The sequence below is a fragment of the Shewanella sp. SM21 genome, from assembly GCF_025654335.1.
Lineage (GTDB): Bacteria > Pseudomonadota > Gammaproteobacteria > Enterobacterales > Shewanellaceae > Shewanella > Shewanella oncorhynchi.
Window position 1 is genome coordinate 89,769 of the sequence record NZ_JAKKRL010000013.1, and the last position, 11,826, is coordinate 101,594.

An 11,826-nucleotide genomic window follows, 5' to 3' on the forward strand; every position below is an offset into this window, starting at 1 on the left:
TAGCACCGATTAGCAGCGCTTAACCACTAAGCCTCTTGCCGCGCGTAGGTTGACTAACATAGGTAACATCAACGCAAGGATCACTATCAGCATCCCTACCAACTGAATTTCCGTCACCGCCTGCCCCATGGCTAACGCCGTTAATGCTGCAAAAACGGGCACGAGATTAAAAAAAATCGATGCCTTAGCGGGGCCAAGCGCCTTAACACCGTTAATCCAAAACAGATAACCGAGCACAGTGGCGAACAAACCTATGTAGAGCACGCTAGAAAAAGCCGTTGCCGACAGTTCCATCAACTCCAGCCAAGGGTGAAATTCACCTCGGCCAAGCCCAACCACGGACATAGACACACTGGCAGCTATCATACTCAGCAAGGTAAAGGGCAACACAGGCAACCAATGGCCGACCCGTTGCGAACAAATGGTATAACCACTCCACGCCAACATGCCGGCGGCAATCATCACATCACCTTGGTTAAAACTAAAGTTGAGCAACTGCTGCACACTACCGTTGGTGATCACTAGCAGTACGCCCGCCAATCCCCCCACTAAGCTAAACACTTGTTGTCTGCTGAGCCATTCACGCTGTAATAGCGCATTGACGATTGAAGTCACCAGCGGGCTGAGCGCCATAATCAAGGCACCATTGGCAGCAGAGGTATGCTGCAGGCCATTAAATAACGCCAGATTTAAGCCGCCTACACCAATCACACCCACTAACGCTATGACAATATATTGCACCAAACTCAATTTGGGCCAAGCCTGACGAGTAAAAACGATATATAACGCTAGAGTCACAGCCGCAATGGTAAAACGCCAGAAGACGAGGGACTCTCCTGACATCTCCTCCAGCACTCGCTTAGCAATCGGAAACACACTGCCCCAGCTAAAAACGCAAATCAGTAGACAAACGAATGTCATGTAAGGTGTATGGGATTTCATATCGGCCTCTATGGAGGTAATTGGGATTGAGCTTAGTTTATAAGTTTCATATATTATTAAAACCAACAAGATTGAGAGCTTAAATTCCAAATATGAAACTTAATTATTCCTTAGACGATATGCGCTTATTTTGGGTGGTGGCACAGCAAGGGAGTTTTAAGCTCGCGGCGCAGCACTTAGGCATTCCACCTTCAACCTTAAGCCGTCGAATCAATCTGTTAGAACAATCCTTAGGTCTGCGTTTACTGCACAGAGACGCCCATAGAGTCAACCTTACCGCCACAGGTCAGCGGTATCTCGAACGCTGCGGCCCGCTATTTATCGAGTTAAACCAGGTATCTGGTGAGTTGCATGCGGATAAACATCAAGCGGTTGGCAAATTGCGGATCTCGGCGCCCATCAATACAACCTATCGCTGGCTGGGTGAATCACTCAACGCCTTCCAACGGCATTATCCCAATATTGATATCGATTTAAGTCTGTCGAACATGAATATCGATGTCAGTGAAAACGCCATCGATATCGCCTTTCGAGTGGGCGAACCTAAAGATCCCGATTGGATTGCAAGGCCACTTACCACAATTAGCTTTGTACTTTGCGCCAGCACATCGGCAACGCAGTGGCATGCGCTGCAATCCATTGAAGCGCTGGATCAGCATCCGGTTATCATCGCCAAGCCCACAAAAACGTGGCGTTTACAGCACAATAGCACAGGGCAAAATGTCGAGTTTGAACCAAGGGGGAATATCAAACTAGCCGTCGATGATATGGCGATTGCCTGTCAGGCCGTGGTGGCGGGGCTTGGGATTGGACTCATACCCATCAGCATGGCGAGTGAACAGATACGAAGTGGCAAACTCATTCAAATACTGCCCGAGTGGCAAGGTATTCCGCGCACCGCCTACTTGATGTATCGCGATCGGGACAACCTGCCCTTACGGGTCAGACTGTTAATTGATTTTATGCTGGCAAATCCACCCGAGGCTTATTGAGCCAATATAGGCTATTGTGCTCCACCCACTAGAGAGCTAAATCCAGCTGAGTCTGGCCGTTTAAGCTTGTGGCGACGACAAGAGTAGAATCGGCGAGGCCGACCGAAATACCCAATAGACGAATGCCACGGCCTTCTTGCCTTTCCATAGCCTGTGCGAGTAGCTCATAGAACATTACAATCGAGACTTCATCGCTGCGGTGCTCAATTGTAGTCTGCTTGAAATCGTTAAACTTAAGTTTGACCACCTGTTTATGTATTTTGCGTTCCTTAGCACTGCGACTTAAACGCAACGACAGTTCTTGGATCAAACTCGGCATCACCTGCTGGCACTGCTCTAAGCTATAAATATCCTTTGCTAACGTGGTTTCAACACCCACTGATTTGCGCTCTCTGTCGGCAGAAATACCCCGTTCATCTATGCCTTGGGAACGCTCAATCAACACGCCACCAAACTTACCGAATCGCGCTAAGAGCTCAGGTTTAGAATAAGCTTGCACATCACCACAGGTATTGAGCCCGAGCGAAGAGAGCTTTTCTGCGGTGACTTTACCAACACCGGGAATTTTACGCAGCGATAAGGTCTTAACAAACTCAGAAAGCGTCTCTGGCGTAATGATATATTGGCCGTTTGGCTTGTTCAGATCCGAGGCGATCTTAGCTAAAAATTTTACTGGCGCGATACCCGCCGATGCGGTTAAACCCGTTTCGGCTAAGATATCGCGACGAATCGCTTGGGCAATCAAGGTCGCAGAGCCCTTATGTTGTTGGCACTCACTCACATCCAAATAAGCTTCATCTAAGGAAAGCGGCTCAATTAATTGGGTATAGCGAGAAAATATTTCACGAATTTGTAGCGACACTTCTTTGTAAACCTGCATCCGACCCGGAACTAAAATCAGCTCAGGGCACAACTTAAAGGCATAAGCCGTTGCCATTGCTGAACGTACACCGAATTTACGTGCCTCGTAACTGCAAGTACTGATAACACCGCGACGGTCGCTACTGCCCCCCACAGCTAAAGGTTTGCCACGGTACTCAGGAAAGTCGCGCATTTCCACTGCAGCAAAATAGCAGTCCATATCGATATGAATAATTTTTCGCACGTTGAATTCCTCCAACGCCAAAATACTGTATATAAAAACAGTAATCAAGTATTCCTGATAGATTTGGGCCAATAAGATGTGGCCTAGCGCTAGAAAAGAGAACAAGACAAGTGTGAGGAACAACAGACATGCTTAATAACTGAGTTTCCTAGGCCATTACACTCAGTGGCCTAGGTATTTACTCAACCTAACAATCTAAGGCTCACATCTTAGTTTGCAGGTAGTTTTGCAGCCCAACACGGTCAATAAGCCCAAGTTGTTTTTCGAGCCAATACATATGGTCAGACTCTGTATCGTCGAGTAATACTTCAAGGATTTCGCGGGTCTGGTAATCTTGCTTCTGCTCACACAGTGCAATCACTTTGCGCAAATCGTCCGCGACCTTGTATTCGTAGGCGAGATCATTACGTAGCATCTCTTCTACATCTTTACCTATGTTCAATGCCTCACGGGCGGCAACATTGGGTGTACCTTCGAGGAATAAAATGCGCTGCACTAATTTGGCTGCATGGGCTTTCTCATCATCTGACTCATGGGCGATACGCTCATAGAGTTCATTCAGGCCCCAATCTTCATACATATGGGCATGGACAAAATACTGATCCATTGCCGAGAGTTCTCCCGTTAGGAGTCGATTTAACGCATCGATAACGTCTTTATCGCCTTTCATATCTTGCTCCTATTGGTCGCTAATTTGCGATTGTAGATAATTTTGAATACCGGTTAGCGTAATGAGCTCTTGCTGCGACTCAAGCCAATCTAAGTGCTCTTCTTCGTCTTCGAGAATATCTTCCAGCAGATCGCGGCTCACATAGTCCTGTTCTGCTTCACACAAGCTGATCGCATCACGCAGCAATGTAAGCTGCTCTTGCACCATGGCCAGATCGCAATCGAGCATCTCTTGGCTATGTTCACCAATGCGAAGTTTTTCGAGTTGTTGCAGATTAGGCAGACCTTCCAAAAACAGCACTCGCTCGATGAGCTTATCGGCATGCTTCATATCTTGGATGGATTTTTTGTATTCGACGTGGTTTAACTTCTCTAAGCCCCAATGTTTAAACATGCGGGCATGGAGGAAATATTGATTGATGGCGGTCAACTCACAGGTAAGCACCCGATTCAGTTGCCCAACCACTTTAGGATGACCTTTCATAAGTTACTATCCTTGGTAAGCGTGAAAAGATTGATCTAAATCAAGCTTCTAGCCTAGTACAATTTATCGACCAACTCAAATTATCTTTATATTTCACTCACTTAATGATGAAAAGCATTCTCATTCCTGCTTAGATTAACTTGCTATCCCACTCTAATCCCAAGGATAAATCTCAAATGATTAACCCGTGTAAGAAAATACGAGGCAAAAAATAGCCCCCTAAATTGGGGGCTATGATCGAATCAAGACTATTTAGATAATGCGGTCTTTCGTTAACTTCTCACGACGCGCTTCTTCAGCGGCCATACGACGTTTACGTTTGTCACAAGGGTCATCACAATCACACGCTTTTTCAATCCCTAGAACACCTAAACCGCCACAACTTCCTTCAACGGCTTTGCGCTTGATGAGATAACCAATCGACATGAGTAAAAAGAAGACTAACAAGATCACAAATGCCGCGATAAAAGAGGTCATGGTTTACTCCAAAAACTAAATAAGGAAAGGCTTGAAGGCGTCGCTGTAATAGACCTTAAATCCGTCGCCTTGCTTTTCGATTAGCATTATCGCCAAGTGTTCCTTCTTGGCAAGCTCCAATGATGCTTCTGTGCCCAAAACCATCATGGCCGTCGCAAAACCGTCGGCCGTCATACAATTTTGATGCAATACAGTCACGGATGCTAACTTATGATTTATCGGCAAACCAGTACGCGGATCGATTATATGCGTAAAACGTTGGCCGTCTTCTTCATAATAATTACGATAATCACCAGAGGTCGCCATCGCCATAGTACCAGGTGCAATAACCTGCTGTACGGCTTCAGAGCCATCATTGGTCGGTTGCTCTATAGCAACACGCCAAGAGCTTCCATCACCTTTGGCACCTTTGATACTCAGTTCGCCACCAATTTCAACTAAATACCCAATCGCATGGTATTTATCAAGAATAGAAGCGATTTTATCAACCCCAAATCCCTTCGCGATTGATGATAAATCTACATATAAATGGGTGTTGTGCTTACTTAGACGATTGCCTTCAATGGAAAGTTCACTAATCCCTGTTTTGGCTTTAGCCGCATCAATATCAGCCTGTGTCGGAACTTTCGTTGGACGCTTATCAGGTCCAAAACCCCACAGATTAACTAAAGGACCTAAGGTAATATCAAGTGCCTTATCAGTCACTTGATATAAACGTATTCCCTCTTGCACCACTTTTATGGTATCCGGTGAGACTTCAACGCTTTGCTCCAATGGCAATTGGTTGAAACGGGATAATTCTGAATTAGGCCGATAGGTCGACATCTGGTCATTGACTAGCTCAAGGGCTAAATCAATTTCCGCTTGAAGTAACTGCGCCGTCGGCATCTGCTCATTCGGGACGACTTTAATGTGATAAGTCGTGCCCATAGTGCTGCCGGCCAACGAAATGACTTCGTTTTGCTTAGAACAGGCTGAAACAAAAAAGGCCAGTCCCACGAGGACTAGCCAGTTAAATGAATACTTTAACGCTGAGGTATTGATCTTTAAGGTCTGAAACATAGTGACCTACTACTCTTATTTGGGCCCTTAAATGCAAAAGTTGCAGATGAGAGATTATCCTCAACATCTGCAACTTTTCTATCTAGGACTAATGAACATTAGCCGCCGAAGTCATCCAACAGGATGTTTTCGTCTTCGACACCAAGATTTTTCAACATACCAATTACGGCAGCGTTCATCATTGGAGGTCCACACATGTAGAACTCACAATCTTCTGGGGCATCATGGTTTTTCAGATAGTTTTCATACAATACGTTATGAATAAAACCTGTGTAACCATCCCAGTTATCCTCTGGTTGAGGATCTGAAAGTGCCACATGCCATACGAAGTTATCATTCTCAGCCGCTAGGCCGTCGAAATCTTCTACGTAGAACATTTCACGCTTAGAACGTGCACCGTACCAGAAGCTCATCTTACGTTTAGACTGAAGACGCTTCAGCTGGTCGAAGATATGTGAACGCATTGGCGCCATACCCGCACCACCGCCGATAAACACCATTTCTGCATCGGTATCTTTCGCGAAGAATTCACCGAATGGACCAGATATAGTGACTTTATCACCCGCTTTTAAGCTCCAAATGTAAGATGACATCTTACCGCAAGGCAGTGTCAAGTTACGTGGTGGAGGCGTAGCAATACGCACGTTCAGCATAATAATACCGAACTCTTCTGGGTAGTTAGCCATTGAGTATGCACGGATAGTTTCTTCATCAACCTTAGATTCAAGATTGAAGAAACCGAAGTGTTCCCAGTCGCCACGGTATTGTGCAGGTACATCAAAATCTGCATATTTAATATGATGAGCAGGTGCTTCGATTTGAATATAACCGCCAGCACGGAATGGTACAGACTCGCCATCAGGAATTTGCAGCTTCAGTTCTTTAATGAAAGTGGCTTTGTTATCGTTAGAGATAACTTCACATTCCCATTTCTTGATACCGAAGATTTCTTCGTCAAGCTCGATTTCCATATCGTTCTTAACGTTAACCTGACAAGAAAGACGACAACCTTTACGGGCATCACCTTTGCTGATGTGGTCAAGTTCCGTTGGCAGAATATCGCCGCCGCCAGACTTAATCACCACGCGACATTGGCCACATGAGCCACCGCCACCACACGCACTCGATACGAAGATACCGCTGTTAGCCAAAACGCCTAACAACTTACCGCCCGCACCGGTTGTAATCGCTTTTTCAGGATCGTCATTAATGCCGATCGTGATGTCACCACTAGCCACTAACTTAGACTTAGCGAATAAAATCACTAATACCAAGATGAGGACGATAGCAGTAAACATACTCACACCGAGGTAAACCTCGAGCGGAGTAGATTTAAAAATACCAAGAATATCCATTAACTTATCCTTAGAAGGTCCAATTCAAGAAGCCGTTATGTGTCTCTTACAGAGACACACCTGAAAACGACATGAAACCTAAGGCCATCAAACCAGCGGTGATAAAGGTAATCCCTAAACCACGTAGGCCGTTAGGCACGTCGGCATACTTCAGCTTCTCACGGATACCGGCCATCAATACGATAGCTAATGCCCAACCCACTCCTGAGCCGAAACCAAACACCACACTCTCGCCTAGCTTGTAGTCACGCTCAACCATGAATGATACCGCACCGAAAATCGCGCAGTTCACTGTGATCAAAGGTAAGAAAATACCTAATGCGTTGTACAAAGGTGGAAAGTACTTGTCCAGTGCCATTTCCAGAATTTGAACCAAAGCCGCAATCACACCGATAAAGGTAATGAATTTCAAGAAGCTTAAGTCAGCTTCAGGTGCGCCAGCCCAAGCAAGTGCACCAGGAGCTAGCAGCCCTTGATAGATAACTTGGTTTGCTGGGACAGAGATAGTTAACACTACAACTACCGCAATCCCTAGGCCCATGGCGGTAGTGACTTTCTTAGACACAGCCAAGAAAGTACACATACCTAGGAAGAAGGCCAGTGCCATGTTTTCAATGAAAACAGAGCGAATTAACAGGCTAATATAATGTTCCATCGCACTTACCCTTTTGCTTCAACTTGCTCTGGCTTATAGGTACGAATAATCCAAATCAAAACACCGATCAGGAAGAACGCACTCGGAGGCAGTAGTAGCAGACCGTTTGGTTGGTACCAGCCGCCATCAGAGATCTTGTGCAGGATTTCAACACCGAACAGAGAACCGTTACCAAACAGTTCACGTACGAAGCCAACAGCTAACAGAATCGCACCGTAACCTAAACCGTTACCGATACCATCCATAAAGCTCATCATTGGCGGTGTTTTCATCGCGTAGGCTTCGGCACGACCCATTACGATACAGTTCGTAATAATCAGACCGACGAATACCGACAGCTGCTTAGAGATCTGATAAGCATAAGCCTGCAGCAATTGGTCAACCACGATTACCAAAGAGGCAATAATGGTCATCTGTACGATAATACGCACACTGCTTGGAATATGATTACGGATCATTGAGATAAACAGGTTCGAAAACGCAGTTACCGCAGTTAACGCCAACGCCATTACCAGTGCAGTTTCGAGCTTGCTCGTTACCGCTAATGCACTACATACACCAAGTACTTGTAAAGCAATCGGGTTGTTGTTGACTATAGGTCCGGTCAGAACCTGTTTCAGTTCTTTAGCGTCAGACATTAGTTGAGACCTCCATTGCGTGCTTTTTCAATGAAACTCGCAAAACCTTCTTTACCCAACCAGAATGTCAGTGAATGTTGTACACCGTTACTCGTTAAGGTTGCGCCAGATAATGCATCTACACCGTACTCAGTGCTAGCAACAGTTGGGTTTTTCGTTACGCTGATAGCGAGTTTACCTTGCTCATCAAATAACTTTTTGCCATGCCATTTCGCTTTCCACTGAGCATTTTGCACTTCGCCACCTAAGCCCGGCGTTTCGCCGTGCTCGTAGTAGACTAAGCTTTGCACTGTGTTTAGGTCAGCATCCATAGCAAGGAAGGCATACATAGTAGACCATAGGCCATAACCATGGATTGGCAGAATGACACTGGTTAATTTACCTTGGCCGTCACGAACAAGATAAACCACAGCCTTATCAGCAACACGTTTCACTGAAGCGATGTCATTCTCAGGTACAAATGAGGTTTTCACATCACGAGAAGCTTTACGTTGATCATAAGTGTCAGCATCAACACCCTCAACCCAAGCACCCGTTTTCAAATCGACCAGTTTAGCTTCGATGTGTTTGCCGTATGTATCTAGAATTTGCGCTTTGGTCACTTTGCCAGCTTTAGTATCGATAAGACCAGCGGCTTCCAGAATGTACTTTTGCTTATCAAGCAGTTTATTTTCTGCTTGAGTCGGTCTCAGTAACACTGCTGCAGTAGACACAAATATCGCACAAATTAGACACAGGCCAACGACGATAAATAAGGTTCTGCCGAACGAATCTTTATTACTAGCCACGGGCAATCCTCCGCTTGATATTTGCCTGAACCACGAAGTGGTCGAACAATGGCGCGAACAAGTTAGCAAACAAAATTGCCAACATCATGCCTTCAGGGAATGCAGGGTTAATCACGCGGATAAACACAGCCATTGCACCGATCAAGATACCGTATGCCCATTTAGCTTGGTTAGTAAATGACGCTGACACTGGGTCTGTCGCCATAAACATCATGCCAAACGCAAAACCACCTAACACTAAGTGCCAGTACCAAGGCATTGCAAACATTGGATTAGTGTCACTACCGACAACGTTAAGCAGCGTAGAAATGGCAATCATGCCCACCATTACACCGCCAACGATACGCCATGAAGCGATACGCGTGTAGATGATGACCAAACCACCTAACAGAATCGCTAATGTAGACACTTCACCCACTGAACCTGGAATGAAACCGAAGAACGCATCCCACCAGTTTTGGTTAATTGCGTAATCTAAAGTGCCAGACGCCGCTTGACTCAGTGCAGTTGCACCTGAGTAACCGTCAGCCACAACCCATGAGGTATCACCTGACATATTCAACGGATAAGCGAAGAACAAGAAGGCACGACCCGCTAGTGCTGGGTTTAAGAAGTTACGCCCTGTACCACCGAACACTTCTTTCGCCACGACCACACCGAAGGTGATACCCAGCGCCACCATCCATAATGGGATAGTTGCTGGCAGCGTTAAAGCAAACAGGATAGAGGTAACGAAGAAACCTTCGTTGACTTCATGACCACGGATAGAGGCGAACAGCACTTCCCAGATACCACCGACGGCAAAGGTCACCGCGTAGATAGGTAGGAAGAAACAGGCGCCATACCACATCAGCGCAGGCCAGCCAGAGTTTGCCGTAAGTTCGGTACCGAACATGCTGAACAAGCTCACTTGCCATACGTCAGGGGTAGCAAAACCAGCCACTAAAGCTAATTGAGCTTGTAAACCTACGTTGTACATACCCACGAACATCGCTGGGAAAGCACAAGCCCAAACCGTAATCATCATACGTTTTAGGTCGAGGTTATCGCGAACATGGGTTTTGCCCTTGTTCACTTTACCTGGGGTATAAAAAATCGTGTATGCCGCTTCGAATAGGGCATAAAACTTTTCGTATTTACCGCCTTTTTCAAAGTCGGGTTCAATACGTTCGAAAAAATCTTTCAAGCTCATTAGCCTTCCCTCTCGATCGTATCTAGACAGTCACGCAGATATGAACCGTAGTCATACTTGCCTGGACATACGAACGTACACAGTGCGAGATCTTCTTCATCTAACTCTAACGCGCCTAAAGTAGCAGCACCGTCAAAGTCACCTGAAATCAAGTCACGCAACAACATAGTAGGAAGAATGTCCAATGGCATTACACGCTCATAGTTACCAATTGGCACCATAGCGCGGTCTGAACCACCTGTACTGGTCGTCATGCTGAACAGACGAGAAGGAGCAAGATGTCCTAAGAATGCACGAGTGATAGAATATTTGTCTGAGCCTGGTAATACCCAGCCTAAAAATTCTTTCTCTGTACCTTCTTCTAACAGACTTACTTGAACATGGTAACGACCTAAATACCCTTGTGGGCCAACGGCTGTACGACCATTCAGAACAGAGCCTGAAATTAGACGAACATTGCCATCTAAGGCTTCACCTGCGGTTAATTCAGTCATGCTCGCGCCCACAACAGTGCGTACGAGTCTTGGCTTAGCCGCTTTAGGGCCTGCGATCGCAATAACACGTTCGGTATTGAGTTCACCCGTCGTAAATAGCTGACCAATTGCTATTACATCTTGGTAACCAATATGCCAAACGGTACGTTTTGCAGAGGCAGACAATAAGAAGTGAATGTGAGTACCGACTAATCCTGCAGGGTGCACACCGGCAAATTCTTCAACTTGGGCGTTTGCGGCAGGAATATCAGCGCCAGGCGCTTTACAAAGGTAAACTTTACCGTCAGTAAGTCTTGCTAAGACCTTAAGACCATTAGCAAAATCTTCTTTATGCTCACGGATCACCACAACGGGATCAGCGGCAAGAGGTTGAGTATCTATTGCGGTTACAAAAATACCAGCAGCAGAAGAGTCTACAGCAGGAACTTTGCTAAAAGGACGAGTACGCAAAGCAGTCCATAAACCTGATTCAATCAGATTGTCACGGACTAACTGCGAGTCGAGCGTATCGAGTGCAGTGGCATCATATTTAGCAAAGGCAACGCTGTCGTTTCCTTCCACTTCAATGACAACAGACTGCAGAACACGCTGGGCGCCCCGGTTAATGTCTAATATAGTACCACTGGCTAAAGCCGTATATTTAACGCCTAAATTCTTCTTATCTTCAAAAAGAACTTGGCCTTTTTGTACTTTATCGCCCACTTTGATCTTCATCGTTGGACGTAAGCCAATATACTCTTCACCCAAAGTAGCTACATGTTTAATGGCTGGGCCATTATGGATAACTTGCTCTGGTCCGCCTGCTATAGGCAGTTCCAATCCTTTCTTAATTGTAATCATATCCACAAGCACTACGTTTGAAGGAAAGACAATGCGCCGCGTTCCTGCTAAATACTTAGGTTTTAAACAAAACCTACTGCATTGAGCTAGCGCAGATTTATCACAGAAATGCGATCGCAATCACGCTGGTCGC

Annotated in this window: 13 protein-coding genes; 1 reads left to right on the forward strand and 12 read right to left on the reverse strand. The window is 45.8% G+C overall.

The annotated features are described in order from the left end of the window. Positions 1-9: 9 nt before the first annotated feature. A complete protein-coding gene (locus tag L5L94_RS17140) occupies positions 10-942 on the reverse strand; it encodes a DMT family transporter (protein WP_212600395.1) in 933 nt (310 codons plus the stop codon). A gap of 92 nt (positions 943-1,034) precedes the next feature. On the opposite strand from L5L94_RS17140, the gene L5L94_RS17145 reads away from it, so the two are divergent. After that, positions 1,035-1,934: a LysR family transcriptional regulator gene (locus tag L5L94_RS17145; protein WP_263164234.1), complete on the forward strand. Its 900-nt coding sequence runs from the start codon at positions 1,035-1,037 to the stop codon at positions 1,932-1,934. 28 nt (positions 1,935-1,962) lie between these two features. Here the strand turns inward: L5L94_RS17145 and dinB are convergent, their stop codons facing one another. The 11 genes from dinB to L5L94_RS17200 form a co-directional block, all read right to left on the reverse strand. Continuing rightward, positions 1,963-3,039: a DNA polymerase IV gene (gene dinB / locus L5L94_RS17150; RefSeq protein ID WP_263164235.1), complete on the reverse strand. Its 1,077-nt coding sequence runs from the start codon at positions 3,037-3,039 to the stop codon at positions 1,963-1,965. 202 nt (positions 3,040-3,241) lie between these two features. Then, positions 3,242-3,709 (reverse strand): bacterioferritin, encoded by a 468-nt coding sequence (gene bfr, locus L5L94_RS17155; RefSeq protein WP_011918791.1) that lies wholly within the window; start codon positions 3,707-3,709, stop codon positions 3,242-3,244. A 9-nt stretch (positions 3,710-3,718) separates the two neighbouring features. Beyond that, positions 3,719-4,192 carry a bacterioferritin gene (bfr, locus tag L5L94_RS17160; protein ID WP_006080475.1) on the reverse strand — a complete coding sequence of 158 codons (474 nt, stop codon included), beginning with the start codon at positions 4,190-4,192 and terminating at the stop codon, positions 3,719-3,721. Between the two features lie 252 nt (positions 4,193-4,444). Next, a complete protein-coding gene (gene nqrM, locus L5L94_RS17165; RefSeq protein WP_105250019.1) occupies positions 4,445-4,669 on the reverse strand; it encodes a (Na+)-NQR maturation NqrM in 225 nt (74 codons plus the stop codon). 15 nt (positions 4,670-4,684) lie between these two features. Next, the gene (locus L5L94_RS17170) at positions 4,685-5,731 is read right to left on the reverse strand and encodes an FAD:protein FMN transferase (RefSeq protein ID WP_263164237.1); all 1,047 of its coding nucleotides are present in this window, start codon (positions 5,729-5,731) and stop codon (positions 4,685-4,687) included. Positions 5,732-5,829: 98 nt separating this feature from the next. Continuing rightward, positions 5,830-7,086: an NADH:ubiquinone reductase (Na(+)-transporting) subunit F gene (nqrF, locus tag L5L94_RS17175; RefSeq protein ID WP_028761565.1), complete on the reverse strand. Its 1,257-nt coding sequence runs from the start codon at positions 7,084-7,086 to the stop codon at positions 5,830-5,832. A gap of 46 nt (positions 7,087-7,132) precedes the next feature. After that, the gene (gene nqrE, locus L5L94_RS17180; RefSeq protein WP_006080469.1) at positions 7,133-7,741 is read right to left on the reverse strand and encodes an NADH:ubiquinone reductase (Na(+)-transporting) subunit E; all 609 of its coding nucleotides are present in this window, start codon (positions 7,739-7,741) and stop codon (positions 7,133-7,135) included. A 5-nt stretch (positions 7,742-7,746) separates the two neighbouring features. After that, a complete protein-coding gene (locus L5L94_RS17185; RefSeq protein WP_006080467.1) occupies positions 7,747-8,379 on the reverse strand; it encodes an NADH:ubiquinone reductase (Na(+)-transporting) subunit D in 633 nt (210 codons plus the stop codon). Then, positions 8,379-9,167: a Na(+)-translocating NADH-quinone reductase subunit C gene (locus L5L94_RS17190; protein ID WP_028761566.1), complete on the reverse strand. Its 789-nt coding sequence runs from the start codon at positions 9,165-9,167 to the stop codon at positions 8,379-8,381. Before L5L94_RS17190 ends, L5L94_RS17185 begins: the two co-directional genes overlap by 1 nt. Further along, positions 9,160-10,359, reverse strand: a complete 1,200-nt coding sequence (locus tag L5L94_RS17195) for an NADH:ubiquinone reductase (Na(+)-transporting) subunit B (protein ID WP_105250021.1) — start codon at positions 10,357-10,359, stop codon at positions 9,160-9,162. Before L5L94_RS17195 ends, L5L94_RS17190 begins: the two co-directional genes overlap by 8 nt. Then, positions 10,359-11,693 carry a Na(+)-translocating NADH-quinone reductase subunit A gene (locus L5L94_RS17200; protein ID WP_028761568.1) on the reverse strand — a complete coding sequence of 445 codons (1,335 nt, stop codon included), beginning with the start codon at positions 11,691-11,693 and terminating at the stop codon, positions 10,359-10,361. Before L5L94_RS17200 ends, L5L94_RS17195 begins: the two co-directional genes overlap by 1 nt. Between the last annotated feature and the right edge of the window lie 133 nt (positions 11,694-11,826).